At 41.8% G+C, this 21,325-nt stretch carries 23 protein-coding genes; 7 read left to right on the top strand and 16 right to left on the bottom strand.

Annotated features, from left to right (window positions below):
• Window positions 1-16 precede the first annotated feature (16 nt).
• The 11 genes from dprA to I2C87_RS03650 all read right to left on the bottom strand — a co-directional run bounded on the left by dprA (window position 17) and on the right by I2C87_RS03650 (window position 10,455).
• The gene (gene dprA, locus I2C87_RS03600; RefSeq protein WP_195323985.1) at window positions 17-859 is read right to left on the bottom strand and encodes a DNA-processing protein DprA; all 843 of its coding nucleotides are present in this window, start codon (window positions 857-859) and stop codon (window positions 17-19) included.
• Between the two features lie 76 nt (window positions 860-935).
• The gene (locus tag I2C87_RS03605) at window positions 936-1,862 is read right to left on the bottom strand and encodes an ROK family protein (RefSeq protein WP_048715966.1); all 927 of its coding nucleotides are present in this window, start codon (window positions 1,860-1,862) and stop codon (window positions 936-938) included.
• A gap of 11 nt (window positions 1,863-1,873) precedes the next feature.
• A complete protein-coding gene (locus I2C87_RS03610; RefSeq protein ID WP_129822075.1) occupies window positions 1,874-2,644 on the bottom strand; it encodes a ribonuclease HII in 771 nt (256 codons plus the stop codon).
• Window positions 2,631-3,482, bottom strand: coding sequence for a ribosome biogenesis GTPase YlqF (gene ylqF / locus I2C87_RS03615; RefSeq protein WP_048715962.1), 852 nt, complete (start codon window positions 3,480-3,482; stop codon window positions 2,631-2,633). The genes I2C87_RS03610 and ylqF overlap by 14 nt, the downstream gene beginning before the upstream one ends.
• A gap of 124 nt (window positions 3,483-3,606) precedes the next feature.
• Entirely contained in the window at window positions 3,607-3,945 is a 339-nt protein-coding gene (locus I2C87_RS03620; protein ID WP_006597242.1) for an ATP cone domain-containing protein, read from the bottom strand.
• A gap of 71 nt (window positions 3,946-4,016) precedes the next feature.
• The gene (gene dapA, locus I2C87_RS03625; protein WP_048715961.1) at window positions 4,017-4,952 is read right to left on the bottom strand and encodes a 4-hydroxy-tetrahydrodipicolinate synthase; all 936 of its coding nucleotides are present in this window, start codon (window positions 4,950-4,952) and stop codon (window positions 4,017-4,019) included.
• A gap of 89 nt (window positions 4,953-5,041) precedes the next feature.
• Complete coding sequence (locus tag I2C87_RS03630; RefSeq protein ID WP_195323986.1) at window positions 5,042-6,118, bottom strand: aspartate-semialdehyde dehydrogenase; 1,077 nt, start codon at window positions 6,116-6,118, stop codon at window positions 5,042-5,044.
• Between the two features lie 158 nt (window positions 6,119-6,276).
• Entirely contained in the window at window positions 6,277-6,831 is a 555-nt protein-coding gene (locus tag I2C87_RS03635) for a LemA family protein (RefSeq protein WP_195323987.1), read from the bottom strand.
• 2 nt (window positions 6,832-6,833) lie between these two features.
• Entirely contained in the window at window positions 6,834-7,607 is a 774-nt protein-coding gene (locus tag I2C87_RS10030) for a DUF3137 domain-containing protein (protein WP_314837099.1), read from the bottom strand.
• A gap of 584 nt (window positions 7,608-8,191) precedes the next feature.
• Complete coding sequence (locus I2C87_RS03645; protein WP_195323988.1) at window positions 8,192-8,704, bottom strand: GNAT family N-acetyltransferase; 513 nt, start codon at window positions 8,702-8,704, stop codon at window positions 8,192-8,194.
• 80 nt (window positions 8,705-8,784) lie between these two features.
• A complete protein-coding gene (locus tag I2C87_RS03650; RefSeq protein ID WP_195323989.1) occupies window positions 8,785-10,455 on the bottom strand; it encodes a formate--tetrahydrofolate ligase in 1,671 nt (556 codons plus the stop codon).
• Window positions 10,456-10,722: 267 nt separating this feature from the next.
• Between I2C87_RS03650 and I2C87_RS03655 the strand changes: the two genes are divergently transcribed.
• The 5 genes from I2C87_RS03655 to I2C87_RS03675 all read left to right on the top strand — a co-directional run bounded on the left by I2C87_RS03655 (window position 10,723) and on the right by I2C87_RS03675 (window position 14,854).
• Window positions 10,723-11,409 (top strand): phosphopantothenate--cysteine ligase, encoded by a 687-nt coding sequence (locus I2C87_RS03655; protein WP_154858172.1) that lies wholly within the window; start codon window positions 10,723-10,725, stop codon window positions 11,407-11,409.
• 5 nt (window positions 11,410-11,414) lie between these two features.
• On the top strand, window positions 11,415-11,954 hold the full coding sequence (gene coaC, locus I2C87_RS03660) for a phosphopantothenoylcysteine decarboxylase (protein ID WP_154858174.1): 540 nt from the start codon (window positions 11,415-11,417) through the stop codon (window positions 11,952-11,954).
• On the top strand, window positions 11,951-12,523 hold the full coding sequence (locus I2C87_RS03665) for an ECF transporter S component (RefSeq protein ID WP_154858176.1): 573 nt from the start codon (window positions 11,951-11,953) through the stop codon (window positions 12,521-12,523). The genes coaC and I2C87_RS03665 overlap by 4 nt, the downstream gene beginning before the upstream one ends.
• A gap of 155 nt (window positions 12,524-12,678) precedes the next feature.
• Window positions 12,679-14,397, top strand: a complete 1,719-nt coding sequence (locus tag I2C87_RS03670; RefSeq protein ID WP_195323990.1) for a phospho-sugar mutase — start codon at window positions 12,679-12,681, stop codon at window positions 14,395-14,397.
• 109 nt (window positions 14,398-14,506) lie between these two features.
• Window positions 14,507-14,854 carry a thioredoxin gene (locus I2C87_RS03675; RefSeq protein WP_195323991.1) on the top strand — a complete coding sequence of 116 codons (348 nt, stop codon included), beginning with the start codon at window positions 14,507-14,509 and terminating at the stop codon, window positions 14,852-14,854.
• 182 nt (window positions 14,855-15,036) lie between these two features.
• Here the strand turns inward: I2C87_RS03675 and mutY are convergent, their stop codons facing one another.
• From mutY to I2C87_RS03700, 5 genes are all read right to left on the bottom strand, one after another.
• Window positions 15,037-16,191, bottom strand: coding sequence for an A/G-specific adenine glycosylase (gene mutY, locus I2C87_RS03680; protein ID WP_195323992.1), 1,155 nt, complete (start codon window positions 16,189-16,191; stop codon window positions 15,037-15,039).
• A gap of 91 nt (window positions 16,192-16,282) precedes the next feature.
• A complete protein-coding gene (gene pta / locus I2C87_RS03685; RefSeq protein ID WP_023023173.1) occupies window positions 16,283-17,257 on the bottom strand; it encodes a phosphate acetyltransferase in 975 nt (324 codons plus the stop codon).
• A gap of 21 nt (window positions 17,258-17,278) precedes the next feature.
• Window positions 17,279-18,169, bottom strand: coding sequence for an RluA family pseudouridine synthase (locus tag I2C87_RS03690; protein WP_195323993.1), 891 nt, complete (start codon window positions 18,167-18,169; stop codon window positions 17,279-17,281).
• Window positions 18,166-18,984 (bottom strand): NAD kinase, encoded by an 819-nt coding sequence (locus tag I2C87_RS03695; RefSeq protein WP_281281320.1) that lies wholly within the window; start codon window positions 18,982-18,984, stop codon window positions 18,166-18,168. The genes I2C87_RS03690 and I2C87_RS03695 overlap by 4 nt, the downstream gene beginning before the upstream one ends.
• Window positions 18,968-19,639, bottom strand: coding sequence for a GTP pyrophosphokinase (locus I2C87_RS03700; RefSeq protein ID WP_195323994.1), 672 nt, complete (start codon window positions 19,637-19,639; stop codon window positions 18,968-18,970). The genes I2C87_RS03695 and I2C87_RS03700 overlap by 17 nt, the downstream gene beginning before the upstream one ends.
• 95 nt (window positions 19,640-19,734) lie before the next feature.
• Here I2C87_RS03700 and I2C87_RS03705 point away from each other — a divergent pair, with 95 nt between their 5' ends.
• Both I2C87_RS03705 and I2C87_RS03710 read left to right on the top strand, forming a co-directional pair.
• Entirely contained in the window at window positions 19,735-20,301 is a 567-nt protein-coding gene (locus tag I2C87_RS03705) for a CYTH domain-containing protein (protein ID WP_195323995.1), read from the top strand.
• A 62-nt stretch (window positions 20,302-20,363) separates the two neighbouring features.
• Entirely contained in the window at window positions 20,364-21,320 is a 957-nt protein-coding gene (locus tag I2C87_RS03710; protein WP_195323996.1) for a ribose-phosphate diphosphokinase, read from the top strand.
• Window positions 21,321-21,325 lie beyond the last annotated feature (5 nt).

Raw genomic sequence — 21,325 nt, forward strand, 5'->3', positions numbered from 1 at the left:
TATAGGAAAACTCATTTTAAAATTCAAACTCATCTAGGACATCTTTTCCACTGGTGACCAGCTTTGCACCTTCTTGAATGAGGTGGTGACAGCCATCTGAACGTCCATCCAAGATCGAACCAGGAATAGCAAAGACATCTCGCCCTTCTTCCATAGCACGCTCGCAGGTGATCAGACTTCCAGATCGCATCCGCGCTTCCGCCACAATCACTGCTCTAGAAAGCCCAGCAATAATCCGATTGCGTTCTGGAAAATGATGTTTTTGAGGGCCTTGTCCAGGACCGTATTCTGTTAAAACTAAATGACTCCCACTCATGTACTTCTGCAATTGTTTATTGGATCTAGGATAGAAGACATCTAAGCCAGTACCAATCACTCCAATTGTCTTTCCTCCATTTCGAATAGCAGCATAATGGGCCGCAGCATCAATTCCCTTAGCTAATCCGCTCACCACAATCAATTCATTATTTAACTCGTTAATGATTTTCTCAACGGATTGAATCCCTGTACGGTTACAGGATCGACTCCCTACAACCGCAATCTTTGGCTGTTTAAGAAGATCAATATTGCCTGAGTAAAACAACAAAACAGGTGGGTTATGCATCCAGAGAAGCTCTTCAGGATATTCCGGATCCATAATGGAAATCGAATCAAACTCCTTAAACTCTTCTCTCAAGACCTTGTCATCAATCCGGATATACCGTTCCATAAATAGTGTTTGATTACGACAACCTGCAATTTTTGCCATTAATTCTAAAGAGGGCCACTCCCCATTCATTTCCCAGTAATTGACAATGTTAAAAACCTGTAGATTTGACAGGCCAGCAACCTTTAATTTATAAAGTTCATATTTCTTCATTCGTAAACCTCTTTTTCTACTATCTATTTATAATATTCGTAAAAGAAAACAAAAAAAGCTCTAAAAATAGAACTTTTTAATGATTTTCTAAGATGTTAAAATGACAAACTGCCCCCAAAAGATTACTTGAGTTGTGGTAACGAGCTGCTTGAATCTCTACTAAAGAAAATCGTTGCTCCCCACTTTCCTCCATCAGGCTTTTATACTGATGGTTAATCTCTTCTAAAAGAAGGGGTTGACTACTAATTCCCCCACCAATCGTCACTTTTTCAAGCCGAACCAAAGACTGAAGGTTATAGATTAGGATCGCAATTTCTCGACAATAAGAAGCAAATAAGTCTTGCAATTCCTCATGATAACCAGCTTCAAGGACTTCAAAAACTTGAACTCCATCTTCTTCAGGCAATTCTAGGAGTCGACTAGCATTAGCCACAAAATTGACTGCAGAGCCTAAATTTTGAACCAAACTGGAAATCCCATGTCGCAAAATCTCGGTCTGATATTGCTTTTGTTCAGGAGTCACTTGCTTCTCCCCTAAGCTTGGCCAACGAAGATAATCCTTGAGATTCCAGGTGGAAATTAAGGAACCGTTGGAAGTCAAGGCTAAGCCTACCCCAGTTCCTAACACAAAGGTTGCGCCACAATCACAATCCTGGAGGTTTCCAATTCGTGCTTCTGCCAAGCCTGCAGCATCCCCATCGTTGAGGACGGTCACAGGGACTTGAAAAGTCTTATTTAAACGAGAAGCTAAAGGAATATTCCTTAAATAAGGAACGAGGCCACCTTTAAAGACAAATCCCAGTCGACTATTGATTTCACCCGGACAAGAGATGGCGATCCCAGTGATTCGATTCTGGAACAAGCAAATCACGCGCTCAAGAGCTTCCCAGAATTCCTCAATAGTAGCTGGTGTCGGAACTTTAGAGGAATCATTCACCTGATAGGCTTCATCCACTAAGGCATATTTAATAAAGGTTCCTCCAATATCAAAGGCTAATAGCATTTCCTTCCCTCCTAGTCAAGATCCGTCATGGACTTAATGGGTTCGAAGCTTCGACGATGGATAGGCGTGACCCCATGTCTTTCCAAGCCCTCAAGATGATTGCTTGTCCCATACCCCGCATTCTGAGCAAAATCATAACCTGGATACTTTTGGTCATAGGCTGCCATCATCTGATCTCGTGTCACCTTCGCCACAATAGAAGCAGCTGCGATAGACAGAGAATTAGCATCTCCTTTGATGATGGATGTCTGAGAAATAGGGAGGTCCAATTTCATAGCATCAATCAAGAGGTGTTGAGGTTGAGGGTCCAATTCTTGAATAGCCTCAAGCATGGCTAATTTGGTTGCTTCATAAATATTAACCTGATCAATGACCCGATTATCTTTTATCCCAATCCCGACAGAGAGAGCCTGATCTAAAACCGCTTGGTAAATAGCATGGTGCTTCGATTTTGGAATTCTCTTACTATCGTTTAAACCTGGAATCTTACAATTTTCAGGCAGAATGACGGCTGCTGCGACGACAGGGCCAGCCAAAGGGCCTCGCCCTACTTCATCAACACCTGCAATAAGATGAATCCCTTGAGCATAAAGTTCTTTCTCATAGGCTAGCATTTTTTCCAAACGCAAATCTTCGTCTACTTGTTTTTGGAGTTCGCGTTTTCGTTTGCTGATAGCCGCTTGAACGCCCGCTCGACCATCAAGGATCAACTCTTCAAATAAGGGATGATCTAGCCTATCAATCGTTGACAAACACTCTTTGATTTCTTTAATCGTTGGCATCTACTTCACCTACACGATCAAGGGTATAGCGACCCAAACGACCATCACGTACATCCTTGACAAACAAACTGTAGAAGCGATCATAATCATCTCGGAAACCTAAGCGTTGAGTCATCTCCATAATGATTTCAGGCGCTTCCTGATCTAATTTCATTTGCTTATAGCGTTCTTGTAACTCTTTAGGGTAGTGCTCTTTAAAATAGTTGAGGCCAAAAATGGTCACTTCATCCATTGGAAGCAACTGGTCCTTAATTGCTCCTGTTAAGGCGAGCTTCAAGGCCACTTCTTCATCTTCAAATTTTGGCCAAAGAATCCCTGGGGTATCCAAGATTTCGAGGTCCTTATTGGTTTTCAACCACTGTTGCCCCTTGGTCACCCCTGGTTTATTTCCAACAACAGCAATCTTTTTCCCTGCTAAGCGGTTCATCAGCGTTGATTTACCAGCATTGGGAATCCCGATAATCATGGTCCGAAGGGTTTCAATTTGAATCCCTCGTTCCTTCTGACGGGCAATTTTATCGGCCATCAAAGACTTAGCAGCATCTGTAACCTTTTTAACCGTAGATTGCTCTTTAGAGTTAATAGCCAAAGTTTTGATCCCTTGTGACTCAAAATACTCCTGCCATTCTTTTGTAGCGACAGGATCTGCCAAGTCTACCTTGTTCAGAATCATCAGCTTAGGCTTATCACCAACAATTTTTGTTAACATAGGATTTTGACTTGATAGAGGCAAACGAGCGTCCACCAAAATTGTCACGAAATCCACAAATTTAATATTTTCTTGTACTTGTCTTCTAGCTTTGGACATATGTCCAGGAAACCATTGAATAATCGCCATGAAATGAAATCCTTTCAACATTCAATCTTATCTATTATACCATGAAATACAGTATTTTCTTTTAAAACTGCTCCCCATTTTTTCTTAAAAAAACGAAGCTACACCCGTAACTTCGTTTCTTATTTTAGCGAATTTGCTCAAAGTGCAAGTGAACAGCGATGTGGTCTCCATAGCCACTTCGTTCCAAATCGCGTTGCAAACGATAAGAAATATAGTGTTCAGCAATGGTAATATAACCAGCACCAAGTAAACGGTGCTCAACCATTGATTGGATCATGCTGATTGTGGCACGTTCCACTTTCGCTTCTTCCAAATCCATCACAACTTTTTTAGTCACTTGCGCCAAGTTTTGGCGAAGATCATCGGTCAAGACATAGACTGTTTGTGCTGCCTTCAAAACAGCTTGATAGATTTTATCTGGATCAAATTCTACAACTTCACCACTACGTTTAATGACTTCCATCTTATTCTCCTTGATCATCAATATACTTCTATTATCTAAATAAATAGGGGATTTGTCAAGAATCTAAAACGTCAATAATCCGGACGAAGAACTCCCGTAATGATTTCTTTGGTCGCGTGGTAATCCCCATCCACTACAACCTTGATAATGCGCTTCGCTTCCTCAGCAGGAGCTGGCACTAATGGCAAACGAGTTGGCCCTGCTTCAAAGCCCATATAGTTCAAGACTGCTTTAACTGGAGCTGGACTTGGATAAGAGAAGAGAGCATTGACTTTCGGGATAAATTGGCGCTGAATGGCCGCCGCTTTTTTAATATCATTATTTTCAATGGCTAGGAACATTTCGTGCATTTCATCCCCATTGGTATGAGATGCTACTGAAATCACCCCATCTGCCCCAAGGTTCATGGCATGGAAAGCATCTCCATCCTCTCCCGTATAAATGAGGAACTCCTCTGGCTTGTGCTCAATTAAATAAGCCATATTGGCAAGGGTTGTACACTCTTTTACCCCGATGATATTTGGATGTTCTGCCAAACGAAGCATGGTTTCTGGTGTCATTTCGACAACCACGCGCCCAGGAATGTTATAGATTATGATTGGCAAGTTAGAAGCGTCTGCAATAGCCTTAAAATGCTGGTACATACCTTCTTGAGAAGGTTTGTTGTAATAAGGGACAATCGCTAATCCGGCAGCAAAACCACCAAATTGGTCGACTTCTTTTACAAACTCAATCGAGTCGCGAGTTTCATTGGTCCCGACACCAGCAATCAAAGGAACCCGTCCGTTGACTACCTTTTGCACCGCTGCAAAAAGTTCTAATTCTTCATCGTGTGTTAGAGTTGGACTTTCAGCTGTGGTACCAGCTAAAAGAATCCCATCTGTGTGATGAGCCAAAAGATGTTCAATAAGCGGAGGAATAGCCTCAAAATTAATCGAACCATCTTCATGGAAGGGAGTGATAAAGGCAGTGATCATTCTACAATTTTTTAAATCTTGATAAGACATACATACTCCTTCTTGAGACAACCATAGGGAAGAGGGACAGCACCAAAAGTTGATAGCTGTCCCCTATTACAATTTATTTAGTTAATGAATCATTTCAACTCAAACTTCAACTCAGCTGTTGGGCGCACGAGTCCACGTTCATGAAGGGTTTCTGCAATTTGAACTGAGTTCCAAGCAGCTCCTTTAAGAAGGTTATCAGAAACCACCCACATATGAATCCCTTTTTCAGCATCCAAGTCTTTACGGATACGACCAACAAAGGTATCGCGAGAACCAACCGCATTGATAGCTTGTGGGTATACTTGATGAGCCACATCATCTTCCAACACTGCTCCTGGGAAGGCAACAATAGCAGCTTTTACTTCTTCGATTGGTGCTACTTCTTTGGTCTCAATGTAAACTGACTCTGAGTGAGCTGACAAGACTGGAATACGTACACATGTTGCTGATACGGCAATGCTATCGTCTTCCATGATTTTCTTAGTTTCGTTCGTCATCTTCATTTCTTCATATGTGTAGTCATTATCAGTGAAGACGTCAATTTGAGGAAGGGCGTTAAAGGCGATTGGATAATGTTTCTTATCGCCACCTGAAGGTAAGATTTCCGCGTGCAAATCACGTGGATCCACTCCATCATTCAATACTTCACGCAATTCACGTTGGGTTTCAAGAATGGCTCCCATACCAGCACCAGAGACAGCTTGGTAAGTAGACACGATGATACGGTCCAAGCCCCATTTCTGACGAACAGGCTCAAGAGCTACCATCATTTGAATGGTTGAACAGTTAGGACAGGCGATGATTCCGTTATGGGCATCAAGCGCATGTGCATTTACTTCAGGAACAACCAATGGTACATCTGGATTTTGACGGAAGTAAGAAGTGTTATCTACTACGACCGCACCAGCTTTAACAGCATATGGTGCATATTTAGCTGAAGTTGATCCTCCAGCTGAGAAGAGAGCGATATCTACTCCTGCAAAAGCCTCTTCAGTTGTTTCTTCAATGGTCACGTCTTGCCCTTTGAATTGCAAGACCTTCCCTGCTGAACGCGCAGATGCAAGGTAGCGAATCTTATCAATTGGAAGACTTGATTCTTCCAGCATTTTGATCATTTGTGCACCAACGGCACCTGTAGCACCGACAACAGCAACTGTATATCCCATAATAAAACCTCTTTCGGAATTTTCTAAAAATTTGTGAATTTTATCTATTATACTATTTTTCCCTACAAATGAAAAGTGTATTTTACACTTATAAAAACAAAATAATCCCGATCTAAGACCGGGATAGTTTCTAGATATCGAATAGCTTTTATTGAAAATTAATGGATTTCATAATCCAAATCATTCAAATTCTTCTTGCCTTGAGTATCTTCCAATAAAAATGGCACCTGTTGCATCCCTTTGATACCCGCCACTAGTGAAGTTGGGAAGGTTACTATGGCTTGGTTGATTTGGCTAATATTACTATTAACAATACGTTTAGAAGCTGCCAAATCTTCATTTTCGTCTGCAATTTCTTTTTGCAAGGCCAAGAATTGGTTAGAAGATAAGAGATCTGGATAATTCTCACCTACTGCTCGGATTTGTGCCAAGACATCATTTTGATTAGCAATAACTTGGTTGGATTCTTGGATAGAGGCACCTTGACGAAGGGCTACTAATTCGGTAAAGACTTTCTCTTCATGTTTGGCGTAGGCCTTAGCTGCCTTCAACATTTCAGAAATGGTATCGTAGCGTTTGACAAGAATTATATCAACCGTTCTCTTTGCTTCTTCAATCATGACCTGATAACGATTCAAGCGATTGCTTTCACCGATAAACCACATAACAATGACAAGAGCAAAAACGACGATGGCAATAAATAATCCTATCATAGTTATTCTCCTTTAAATATATTGGTTAATTCATCAATGAGATCAATCTCCCTACAGAGTTTTTGATACTCTGCAGCAATCGAAAGACTTTCGATTGCATCTTTTCTATTCGGTGTTGGGAAAAGGTAGCGGTTAGTATATAAGGAAATATAGAGTGTATCTTGTACTAAATACACACACATAGCATTTTGAGAAATTTGCTGATCAAACCATTCTAGGATCTTGGGTTTTAAGAATTTTCGAGCAGCCAGTTCATCTGTACAATAGATATTGTAATTTTCATTGTTTCGGATATCTTCTGTTTCAATTTGAACTTCATTAGGTCCAGCACCCGGATAGGCACCTTTTAGTTCTCTTTTTAAAAACAAAGATTTCTTGGTTGGAACAACTCTCAAGTGCCCTGGAAATGAGATAGGAGCTTTTAAAGAAAAAATCTGACCAGCAAAATCTTCAACTTCTTCTCTGACCGTATGAGTTTCCCCACTAGAGTCTCTCTTTGTACGCGTCTCAATATGATAAGCATAGAGATTGGCTACTACGAGATTCTTTTCATCATGGAAAGACAATTGATGAAAGAGATCAAACTTAGTCGATCTCGGACTAATGACCTGCAGGACATTCATTGGGTAGTCAGCTGTCAGAGTTAGCTCCGCTTGAGGAAAAACTTCTTTCAGGATGGGACAAAGAAAATCTGTAATATAAATCTCTTCATTGGATCGAACCTGATCTCCGAATAAGGCTTTTCGTTTTTTGTATGCTGGTAAATAATAAAACACCACTACAAGAAGAATGATAACAATCGCTGCTCGCCATCTAACAAGTTGGAAGGAGAGAAAAGCTAGAATACCACCAAGAATAGTGGCGTTTCTCCAATGAAGATTATTCTACATTTGTTCCTTCATAATGAGCAACTTAGCCTGATATTGTTCTAATTTTTCCAGTTCACTGATACGTTGAAACGTTTCTTGTGACCACTTGTTGTTTGGACTGTTTTGATCATACACTATAACCATCTCCTTTCAAACACAAATGAATCCATTTATTTACATCATTATATCACCGGTAGTCATAAGAGGCAAACAAATTTATGTATTTGCTTACCATGAATTTTTACAAAAAAAATCCCCTACCAAACGGTAAGGGATCGAGGCATCTTTCGATGAGAACAGCCGGTTCACACAACTGTTCAAGGTCCGCTCCTGCGTTACAATTGAATGTAGACCTCCTCAGCGCAAAAGGCTCCTAAGAGCCAATCGACTCATCGCATGAAGCTAGTCTACCATGAAATCACATGAACTGTCAAGAGGGTCGTTCTAGACTTCCTTTAAAAAGTTTGAGCTGCGCTAAGCTCATCTGGTTTTTACATTAGGAGCTTCACAGGCCCTTCGATAGTCTTTTGCATCCAGACAATATCATTCCATTGATCAAATTTATAGCCAATTTTAGGAAAATGAGCAACTTTCAGATAGCCTCGTTTCTCATGTAAGGCGATACTAGCTGGATTTGGCAGGGCAATACAAGCTAAGAAACGTAAATAACCACGCGCCTCCAACTCCGACTCTAACGCCTCATACAAACGAGAACCCAATCCTTGCCCACGATGATCTTGATCTACATAGACAGATACTTCCACTGCCCAATCATATGCTGATCGATCATAATAAGTTGAGGCATAGGCATAAGCAAGGACTTGACCGTCTTCTTCAGCTACTAAATAGGGAAAACGTTGAAGGATCTTTTCGATACGCCCTTCAAATTCCTTTATCGATGGTACATCATATTCAAAAGTGATGGCTGTTTTCTCAACATAAGGGGCATAAATCCTGACAAGTTCATGAGCATCTTCAAGGGTGACTGGTCTAATCTTCAGCATGGTCTTCTCACTTTCTATCTCTCTATTATACCCCAAAAGGACAAAAATAGAGGTTGTCAGTCAACCTCTATATATGTTTATTAGAACAAGCCTAAAGCAGTACCATCTTCTGCTACATCCATGTTCAAAGCAGCAGGACGTTTTGGTAATCCTGGCATAGTCATCACTTCACCTGTCAAAGCAACAATGAAGCCTGCGCCAGTCTTAGGTACCAATTCGCGAATGGTAATGTCAAAACCAGACGGCGCCCCGAGGAGACTTGGATCATCTGAGAAACTATATTGGGTCTTAGCCATACAAACTGGCAACTTGTCCCAGCCATTTTTCACGATCTGAGCAATCTGAGTTTTGGCTTTCTTCTCAAAGACAACATTGTCGGCCCGGTAAATTTCATGGGCAATCTTAGTGATCTTTTCTTCAACAGAAAGGTCATTATCATAAAGACGAGTGTAGTTGGCTGGACTTGTTTCAAGTGTCTCCACTACTGTTTCTGCTAGGGCCAATCCTCCATCAGCACCATCAGCCCAAACGCTCGCCAATTCAACAGGAACTTGAATAGAAGCACAGAGTTCTTTCAGAGCTGAAATTTCAGCTTCTGTATCTGTGACAAATTCATTAATAGCCACTACTACAGGAACTCCGAATTTACGCATATTTTCTACGTGGCGCTCCAAGTTCGCAAAACCTGAACGAACAGCTTCTACGTTTTCCTCAGAAAGAGCATCTTTGGCAACTCCACCATTCATCTTCAAAGCACGAATCGTTGCGACAATCACCACTGCAGATGGACTAACAGGAAGATTTGGTGTTTTGATATCCAAGAATTTTTCAGCTCCCAAATCCGCGCCAAAACCTGCTTCTGTCACTACGTAATCGGCTAAACGAAGAGCGGTTGAGGTAGCTAAAACAGAATTACATCCATGGGCAATATTAGCAAAAGGTCCACCATGAACAAAGGCTGGAGTTCCATAGATGGTTTGGACCAAGTTTGGCTTGATCGCATCTTTCAGAATCAAGGCAAGCGCCCCTTCCACTTCCAAATCACGGACATAAACTGGACTACGATCATAGCGGTAACCGATCACAATATTAGCCAAACGACGTTTCAAGTCTTCAATATCTGTCGCCAAGCAAAGGATGGCCATAATCTCAGAAGCAACGGTGATATCAAATCCGTCTTCACGAGGAATCCCATTGAGCGGCCCACCGAGACCGACCGATACGTGACGCAAAGCACGGTCATTCAAGTCCACTACCCGTTTCCAGATAATCCGACGTTGGTCAATGCCTAGCTCATTTCCTTGATGCAAATGATTGTCGATCAAAGCTGAAAGTGTATTATTTGCTGTTGTAATGGCATGCATGTCACCCGTGAAATGAAGGTTGATGTCTTCCATTGGTAGAACTTGGGCATAGCCTCCACCAGCTGCGCCACCTTTAATCCCCATAACAGGACCTAAAGAAGGTTCGCGGATGGCAATCATGGTTTGTTTGCCAATTTTATTTAAGGCATCTGCCAAACCAATGGTGATGGTAGACTTTCCTTCCCCTGCTGGAGTCGGGTTAATCGCTGTTACCAAGATGAGTTTCCCTGGTTCTTCTTTCTGAACGGCTTGGATTTTGTCAAAGGTTAATTTCGCCTTATACTTTCCATAGAGTTCTAGGTCATCGAAGTGAATACCCAATTTCTCTACCACATCAGTGATTGGTTTCAATTCAATACTTTGTGCAATCTCGATATCTGTCTTCATCTGAATCTCCTCACTATTTAATAATCCTATTATACAGAAATTTCACAAGGATATATATTTTAAATCTCAAACTTTTCCCGTTCGTTCGGTTTTTGCTTAGTAATTCTGCTTTTTCAGCCTTTATTCCAATTTCTTATACCCCTCTATATGAAATAACTATGAGTCCCTTCATCGTCTAGTCTACCGCCTTTGCATCCCCTTGATCAACAATCGTAAGAGCCATGTTCTTGGCTTTACTAAAATATAAAATTCTTGTAAAATAAGCCTATGAATATTTTGATTACTTCCGGTGGGACGAGTGAAAAGATTGATCAGGTTCGTTCGATTACCAACCATTCCACTGGTCAACTTGGAAAAATCATTTCCAAACGTTTTTTAGAGGCAGGTTTTTCTGTGACTCTGGTGACAACCCCAACTGCGGTTCTGCCTAAAGAACATCCTCATTTAAGAAGGATATTCATCAAAAATGTCGCTGAACTTCAAACCGTCCTTGAAAAAGAAACTCCAACTCACCAGGTGCTCATCCATGCTATGGCTGTCTCTGACTACAGCCCTGTCTATATGTCAGGTTTCCAGGCTGTCAAAGAAGCTAGCAATTTAGAGCATTTTCTTCATCAAACCAACCAGGAATCGAAAATTTCTTCAGAAGAAGATTACCAAGTTCTCTTTTTGAAGAAAAATCCTAAGTTGATTTCCTTAGTAAAAACATGGAATCCAGATATTCGCTTGATTGGCTTTAAACTGCTGGTTGATGTAGCACAGGATCAACTCCTATCCGTTGCTCGTGCTAGTCTCGAAAAGAATCAGGCAGAAATGATTGTTGCCAATGACTTAAGCGAAATTCAAGACGGAAAACATCGAGCTTACTTAGTTACGAAAGATGCTACTCAAATAGCCGAAACGAAATTGGATATTGCTCAAAAAATTTATCATCACATTAGGAACAAAGGATAAAACCTATGGCGAATATACTACTGGCTGTGACAGGGAGCATTTCTGCCTACAAGGCAGCAGACCTCACTAGTCAATTGACCAAGCTCGGTCACCAGGTAAAGGTTCTGATGACTCCTGCAGCTACAGCTTTCATTACCCCTCTAACCCTTCAGGTCCTCTCCAAACAAGCTGTCCTGGTAGAGGTCATGACAGAAGACGATCCAAAACAAATCCAACATATTGACTTGGGGAAAGAGGCCGATCTTTTTCTTGTCGCACCTGCTAGTGCCAATACCATTGCAAAATTAGCCCACGGCTTTGCAGATACTATTGTTACCAGCACTGCTTTGGCCCTCCCATCTGATGTGAAAAAATTCCTAGCACCCGCTATGAATACCAAGATGTTGGACCACCCCGCTACACAAAACAATCTTGAAACCCTAAAAAGCTACGGCTACCAAATCATCCCACCGCGCGAAGCTTTACTAGCTTGTGGCGATCAGGGATCTGGCGCTTTAGCTTCCATCGAAACCATTCTAACTATTATACAGGAGTCGCTCTCATGAGAAAATCTTCATCATCCATTGCACAAATTTCTATCTTCTTCGCTATCATGGTGACCATCCATTTTACATCAACCATGATCTTCCAATTCTTCCCTTTTCTAATCCCACCGACCTTCGTCCATATTCCAGTGGTGATTGCTTCCATTCTTTACGGACCACGTATTGGTGGGACCTTGGGACTCTTGATGGGACTCTTTAGCCTCACCATCAACACCATCGTTCAGTTACCAAGTAGTTATTTATTCAGTCCCTTTGTTGAAAAAGGAAACATTTACTCTCTGATCATCGTACTGGTTCCCCGTATCCTCATCGGGATCACCCCTTACTTTGTGTACAAGTTGATCCATAATAAAACTGGACTGGCAATTGCTGCAGCAGTTGGATCTTTCACCAACACTTTCTTTGTGCTTTCAGGTATTTTCATCTTCTTTTCAAAAAATTATCCAGGTGGTATCCAAGCCTTCCTCGGTGCTGTTTTAACTACTAACTCTTTGATTGAGGTCCTTGCGACAGTCATTCTGACACTAGCGATCATCCCACCTCTCTCAAAAGTTAAGAATTCATTGTAAGTCATTTTCGTTTATCACACTTTTCAAATGAAGGTGTGATTTTTTTGTGGACACTCAGCATATAAATTTGAAAACAATTGCTATTGAATCTAGTTTTTTCAGAAAAAAAATGCTATAATGTAAGCGATTAATTTATAGAAATAAGGAGTTGCACTATGACTTATCAAGAAAACTTCCAAAAATGGGCTGATTTCGCTGACCTACCAGATTACCTTCGTCGTGATTTGGAAAGCATGGATGAAAAAACGAAGGAAGACGCCTTCTACACAAACCTTGAATTCGGTACTGCTGGTATGCGTGGATTGATTGGTGCGGGGACTAACCGTATTAACATCTATGTGGTTCGCCAAGCAACTGAAGGTTTGGCTCGTTTGATCGAATCTAAAGGTGGAAATGAAAAAGAACGTGGTGTAGCCATCGCCTACGATAGCCGTCACTTCTCTCCAGAATTTGCCTTTGAATCAGCAGCCGTTCTTGCTAAACACGGTATTAAATCCTATGTCTTTGAAAGTCTCCGTCCAACTCCAGAACTTTCATTTGCTGTTCGTCACCTCAACTGCTTCGCAGGTATTATGATTACAGCCAGCCACAACCCTGCTCCGTTTAACGGATACAAGGTTTACGGTGAAGATGGTGGCCAAATGCCTCCACACGATGCAGACGCTTTGACAACTTATATCCGTGCCATTGACAATCCTTTCGCTGTAGAAGTTGCCGATGTGGAATCTGAAAAAGCATCTGGTTTAATTGAAGTCATCGGTGAAGCTGTTGATACTGAATACCTCAAAGAAGTCAAAGATGTTAATATCAACCCTGCCTTGATCGAAGAGTTCGGTAAAGACATGAAGATTGTCTACACTCCACTTCACGGCACTGGTGAAATGTTGGCTCGTCGTGCTCTTGCGCAAGCAGGATTTGACTCTGTTCAAGTTGTGGAAGCTCAAGCGACTCCAGATCCAGACTTCTCAACTGTAAAATCACCAAACCCAGAAAGTCAAGCAGCCTTTGCACTTGCTGAAGAACTAGGTCGTCGAGTTGGAGCTGATGTTCTTGTGGCAACTGACCCTGACGCTGACCGTGTTGGTGTTGAAGTCCTTCAAAAAGACGGAAGCTATCTTAACCTATCAGGTAACCAAATCGGTGCTATCATGGCTAAGTACATCTTGGAAGCCCACAAAAATGCTGGAACCCTTCCAGAAAATGCAGCCCTTTGCAAATCTATCGTATCAACTGACTTGGTAACTAAGATTGCCGAAAGCTACGGCGCAACTATGTTCAACGTCTTGACTGGTTTCAAATTCATCGCTGAAAAGATTCAAGAATTCGAAGAAAAACACAATCACACTTACATGATGGGATTTGAAGAAAGCTTCGGTTACTTGATCAAACCATTCGTACGTGATAAAGATGCGATTCAAGCTGTCCTTGTCGTTGCTGAGCTTGCTGCTTACTACCGCTCTCGTGGTTTGACTCTTGCAGATGGTATTGAAGAAATCTACAAAGAGTACGGCTACTATGCTGAAAAGACAATCTCTGTTACTCTTTCTGGTGTTGACGGAGCTGAGCAAATCAAAGCAATCATGGCTAAATTCCGTGAAAACGGTCCAAAAGAATTTAACGCAACAGCAGTTTCAATCACTGAAGACTTCAAAGCACAAACATCTACTGCTGCTGATGGCACTGTAACAACCTTGACAACTCCTCCAAGTGATGTATTGAAATACACACTTGCGGATGGTTCTTGGATTGCCGTTCGCCCTTCTGGCACAGAACCAAAAATCAAATTCTACATTGCAGTTGTTGGTGAAAGCAACGAAGATTCTCAAGCTAAAATTGCTAACATCGAAGCTGAAATCAATGCCTTTGTAAAATAAGCAACCACAAAAGATGAGATCAACCAATCTCATCTTTTTTTCGTATCAAAATACAGCATTTTTTCGCCCTTTATGGCATACTAGATTTATAAGAAAGCGAGGTAATCTCATGGAACAATTTTTAGAAGATATTAAAGATCTTGAAGTAACCACTGTTGCGCGCGCGCAAGAAGCCATCGACCAAAAAGAAACAGCAACCTTCTTTATTGGACGCAAGACTTGCCCATATTGCCGGAAGTTCGCTGCTAAATTAGCAACTGTAGTAGCCGAAACTAAAGCCCATATCTACTTCATTAATAGTGAAGAACCAAGTCAACTGGATGCTTTGCAAGCCTTCCGCTCTACCTATGGCATTCCAACTGTTCCTGGATTTTTACATGTCGAAGCCGGTGAAGTTACCGTTCGCTGCGACTCATCCATGTCAGAAGAAGAAATTAAAACATTCGCTCATCTATAAAAAAATTGAGGCTGGGACAAAAGTCCTAGCCTCTCAATTGTTTTTGGATTGTCGAGCACAATACGCAGTGGTTGAGTGGGCTCTACTACGCTGATTTCATCTGCTTTTACAGCCCTCCTCAACTGTGCGGAGGTGGGACGACGAAATCGAATTCTAACGAATTACCGATTTCTGTCCCACTCTCAATTTTCATTTTCTGTAAAAGTCGTCCAAATCTTTTGCTGGGGTTTGGCAAAAGGATAGGCCGAAAATTCTTCTGGTTGCAACCAAACAGTCGATTCACTGGTTGCTTGTTCTCCTTCTTTTACTAGGCCGTAACGAAGTTGAACCTGCCACTTGCGATGCGAAAAGACATGCTGGACCATGGGATAAGTTCTCTCTTGCCAATCAATGACCAAGTCGTAGTCCTGTTCAAAGGAGAGAATCTCTAGATTGCCCTCTGCTTGTTCTTTCTCGTCCAGCAGAGACAATTGGCCCAGGTTCTCAGATAGACTATCCACTTCAATCAAGGGAAAATGCCAGAAGCCTGACAAGAGTCCTTCTCGCTCATTTTTCTCCAGCAAGTAGCGCCCTTGACTATCCTTTATAATAAAGGCTGTTAAATAAACGGGTACTGGTTTCTTTTTAGGAGCCTTGATGGGATAACGATCCATGGTCCCATGTTGGTAGGCTGCACTAAACTCCTTGACAGGACTCTCTTCCGGCCGTGGGTTGACTGGGGACTCGATATCTGAGCCCAAATCCATCAAAGCCTGATTGAAATCACCCGGACGGTCTGGATCGATCAAGACTTCCATCATGGCCTGAAAAATCTTGCGATTAGTCGGGATTCCGATATCGTAGTCCACCTCAAACAAACGAGCTAAAACCCGCATGACATTGCCATCTACTGCCGGCTCTGGCAAGCCAAAAGCAATACTGGCAATGGCACCAGCTGTATAAGGTCCAATTCCCTTGAGTTTAGAGATAGCCTCATAGCTTGATGGGAAAACACCCCGTTGGTCCTCCATGATCTGCTGGGCAGCTTTCTGCATGTTGCGAACCCGTGAGTAATAGCCCAAGCCTTCCCAGGCTTTTAAGAGCTTTTCTTCTGGAGCCTGAGCCAGATCCGCAATCGTCGGAAACCAATCTAAAAAACGCTCATAATAAGGAATAACCGTATCGACACGTGTCTGCTGGAGCATAATCTCTGAGATCCATATTTTATAAGGATCCTGCGTCCTTCTCCAGGGGAGATCTCGTTTATTGGCATCATACCAGGCTAATAACTTTTCTCGGAAAGAGGCAATTTTTTCCTCCTCCCACATATTAATACCATAGTCTTTTAAATCCATCATATTCCTAGTATACCATAGAATGACTTCTACTTTAGAGATTCTGACTCTACCATAAAAAGGCCTAGGAAATCCCTAAGCCTTTCAATCATTCTTATTGTTCCACAGCTTGAGCTGCTGTGATCAAGGTCAATTTGTAAACGTCATCTGCATTACATCCGCGAGAAAGGTCGTTAACTGGTTTGTTCAACCCTTGCAAAACTGGTCCTACTGCAGCAAAGCCACCAAGACGTTCTGCCATCTTGTACCCAATGTTACCCGCCTCAATACCTGGGAAGATAAAGACATTAGCTTGTCCTGCCACCTTGCTTCCTGGAGCTTTCAATGCTGCTGTTTCTGGTACAAAGGCAGCGTCAAATTGCAATTCCCCATCAATTTCAAGGTCTGGACGAAGTTCATGAGCGATTTTTGTTGCTTCAACAACTTTATCAACACTTTCACCGAAACCAGAACCTTTGGTTGAATAGCTCAACATGGCGATTTTCGGATCGATGCCAAACATCTTGGCTGTGATAGCAGAGTTGATGGCAATTTCTGCCAAGCCTTCAGCATCTGGATTGATATTGATGGCACAGTCTCCAAACAAGTAACGTTCAGAACCACGAACCATGAGGAAGGCACCTGAAGTGCGTTTGACATTTGGACGAGTTTTGATAATTTGAAGGGCTGGACGAACAGTTGCAGCTGTTGAGTGAATCGCACCTGAAACCATACCATCAACGATTCCCAGATGTACCAACATAACACCAAAGTAGTTGACATCGTCTTGCAAAATTTGACGTGCTTCTTCTTCTGTCATTTTACCCTTCCGACGTTCTACCAAGGAAGCTACCATCTCATCAAAGCCTGCGTAAGAATGCGGGTCGATAACTTCGTATCCTTCCAAAACTCCTTCAATTTCAAGGTAAATACGAATCTTATCTGGATTACCAAGCAAGACAGGTGTAACGTCTGTTTCTTTTACAATCCGTTTTGCTGCTTGCAGAATACGAGGCTCTTCCCCTTCTGGTAACACAATACGAGCATTCTTACCAACGAGGTTGGTTTTGAGGCTTTCAAAAACTTCCATGAGTTTCTCCTTTGAAAAAAATTAAATATTTGATAACTGTTTTAAGACTTGGCTAAAATCATCTGGCAGAGAGCTTTCAATTCGGAGCTCCTCTTCCAAAAAAGGATGATAAAAAGCCAAGGAATGGCAATGCAAGGCTTGTCGAAGAATCCCATCTTCTAACGAACCTCCATAGAGATCATCTCCCAAAAGTGGAAAACCAATATGAGAAAAATGAACGCGAATCTGATGGGTCCGGCCTGTATGCAACTGGATATCCACCAGATGAATATCACCAAAAGACTGGACAACTTGGTAGCTGGTATGAGCATACTTGCCACCTTTTGCTACCTTTCGGGTAATAATGGAGTCTTCATCACGCGCAATGGGGGCTATGATATCCCCCTTGCTTTCCAACTCACCCTTGCCCTTTACCAATGCAAAGTAACGTTTTTGAATGGTCTTAGCCTGAAGTTGCTTATCCAAGCGAGCATGGGCATAGCCATGTTTGGCAAAGAGCATGATCCCACTGGTATCCTTGTCTAAACGAGTAACAATATGAACGAGCTGATTCTCATATTGATTGCGAACATAGTAACCCTTGACAAAGTTGGCAATAGTATTGGAATGAAGGGAGCTAGGAATGGATGCCACTCCTGCTGGTTTGTTGATAACCAAGAAATGATCGTCTTCGTACAAGATTTCCAAATCCCGATCAATGGCTTCCAAGGCTTCATAACCTTCCTCAGAGGGAATATCAATCGTTACCTTGTCTCCGATATCCAGAAGATAAATGGCATTTTGTTCGACGCCATTGACTAAAATCTGGCCTCCAGAAAACTTGATCTTGGCCAATAAGCCTTTTGAAACCTGATGTTTCTTCAGAAAGGTTTTAACCTTGACATGTTCATCTGCAATAAACTCGAACCTCATTCGTCAATATCTCCGATAAAGGCATCCTTGACCCGATTCCAGAAACTGGTATGGCTTGGGCTCGCTACGAAATTGATCTTGTGATTATCAATCTGGTACTCGATATGGGCGATATTTCGATAGGAATAGGTTGAATTATCGACAGAGAGAATGTGAAAACCTGGCCGGCTAGGCGTGATTTCAATCTTATCTTTTTTGGGAACAATAATCGATGACCCCAAAGTTCGATAGACACGATTATTCAGACTAGCGATTTCAGCAATCTGAAGCGCTTCGATCGTCGGGTGAAGCACAGCTCCTCCTAAAGATTTGTTATAAGCTGTGCTACCTGTAGGAGTCGAAACCGTAATGCCATCCCCTCTGAATCGCTCAAAATGAACGCCATTGATGGTTAAATCAGCTACCATAGTTCGATCGCTTCGCTTAATCGTCGCTTCGTTAAGGGCTCGCATAATCTTCGTATCCCCATTATCAAAAGTCACTTTGACATTAAGGATTGGGTAAGATACCTTGGCACCTGTATCGAACTTGAGATTTTCTACCAACTTGTCAATCTCATCATCTAAATAGTCCGTATAAAATCCAAGATGCCCCGTATGCACTCCAACAAAACGAACCCGATCTAATTGACTCTCGTACTTATGAAAAGCCGAGAGCAACATACCATCCCCACCGATAGAGATCACGATATCCGGATGCTTCTCAGTTAAGATAAAATTATTCTTTTTTAATTTATAACGAAGTTGTTGAAAAACCTCTTCGCTCTGGCGTTTTCGATTCCGAATAATCGAAACCTTTTTACCTGTAGTCCTCATCTGTATCATCACTATTTCCGACGCCATCGTTTAATTTACGATGCATTGGATCAAAAAGAGCTTGCGCCTCCTGAATGGCATCACGAATGGCGCCCATTTCCTCATCGAGTTGATAAGCCAAATTCGCGGTGACTTCAAGACGCTTCTTAATCTCGTCCGGAAAATCTCCTTTATATTTGTAATTTAATGAGTGTTCAATGGTGGCCCAGAAATTCATAGACAGGGTACGAATCTGAATCTCTGCCAAAATCGTTTCATAGCCATTAATGGTATCTACTGGATACTCTACCACTACATGATAGCTTCGATACCCACTTGATTTCTTGTGACGAATATAGTCGCGTTCTTGAACCACGCGCATATCCTGACGCTTCCGCAAAACTTCTAGGACTTCATCTACGTCGTCTACAAATTGAACCATGACCCTCAGACCAGCAATATCTTGCATATCTTGAGCCAGGTTCTCTTCAGAAATACTTCTGCGTTCCATCTTTTCGAGAATACTCTCAATCGGCTTCACACGACCGGTCACAAACTCGATTGGGGAATGCTTTTGTTGTTTGCGGTACTGCTTTCTTATCCCACGAAGTTTAATCTTCAACTCCCCAACTGCTTGGATATAGGGATCTAAAAAATTTTCCCAATCAATCGTCATTGAATCACCTTGTCATCTCAAAGTTTTTTGTATAAAATAAACACATCTATTATTATATCATAAAGAGCTTGCAAACGAAAGAAAAGGACGTAGCTATGAATCATTTAGAAATTGAATTTAAAACCTTACTAACCAAGGAAGAGTACCATTCTCTAGAAGACTTTTTCAAGGACCAACCTCCTATCCGACAAACCAATCACTATATTGACACGCCCGACCAAGCTATCCGGAATCATCGGATGGCCTTGCGAATTCGTACCTTAGCTGATCGGGCTGAGCTAACCCTTAAAGTACCGCAAGATGCGGGACATTTTGAATACAATCAAGCCCTTACTTTTGAACAAGTAGAAACCTTTCTCTCCAAGAAGAAACTCCCTCAAGGTGAGATTGCCAGCTTTCTCACTGATTTAGACATTCCTCTAACTTCCTTAGATGTCTGGGGAAGTCTAGAAACAGAGAGACGGGAGAAAAGAATCCCTAAAGGTTTATTAGCTTTTGACCGTAGTCGCTATAACTCTATCGAGGACTATGAGTTAGAAATGGAGGTGGATGCCGCTTCAGATGAAACTTATTTTCACGAATTTCTCAAGGAAAAACAAATTGAATACAAGCCAGCCAAAAGTAAAGTAGCAAGATTGGCCCAAAGTTTGCTAAAAAGCTGAAATTACTGAATTTTTTTGCTAAAATAAGACTAGACAAAAATATCTAAATGAGGATCAAACACATGTCAGAAAAAAACAATATGAAGCTCTTCGCACTCAACTCCAATCAAGAAATTGCACAAAAAATTTCGGAAGTTGCTGGTATCCCACTCGGAAAGCTTTCTTCACGTCAATTCTCAGATGGTGAAATCCAAATTAATATCGAAGAAAGTGTGCGTGGATATGATATTTACATCATCCAATCTTCTAGCTTCCCAGTGAACAATCACTTAATGGAATTGTTAATCATGGTAGATGCTTGCCAACGAGCGAGTGCCCATACCGTAAACGTGGTCCTTCCATACTTTGGGTACGCTCGTCAAGACCGCACTGCTGCTCCTCGCGAACCAATTACAGCAAAATTAGTTGCCAACATGCTTGTCAAGGCAGGGGTAGACCGTGTTGTAACCCTCGATCTTCATGCGGTTCAAGTACAAGGCTTCTTCGATATCCCAGTAGACAACTTGTTCACGATTCCTCTATTTGCTGATCACTATATCAAACAAGGTTTAACCGGTTCAGATGTAGTGGTTGTCAGCCCTAAAAATTCTGGAGTGAAACGCGCACGCAATCTTGCAGAATATCTAGATGCCCCAATTGCTATCATCGACTATGCCCAAGACGACTCTAGCCGTGACGAGGGCTACATCATCGGGGATGTTAAAGGTAAAAAAGCAATCCTGATCGATGATATTTTGAATACAGGAAAAACCTTCTCTGAGGCTGCAAAAATTGTTCAACGCGACGGCGCTACTGAGATTTATGCCGTTTCTAGTCACGGACTTTTCGTTAAGGGAGCTGCAGAATTACTAGACCAAGCACCGATTAAAGAAATTTTGGTTACAGACTCTGTAGCAACCAAAGAGCAAAAACCCCAAAATGTAAAATACATTACTGCAAGCGAATTGATTGGAGATGCCCTTGTACGTATCCAAGAGCGTAAACCAGTTAGTCCACTCTTTGCATACCACAAGAAATAAGGTGA

This window comes from Streptococcus sp. 1001283B150225_161107_H12, from assembly GCF_015552665.1.
GTDB lineage: Bacteria > Bacillota > Bacilli > Lactobacillales > Streptococcaceae > Streptococcus.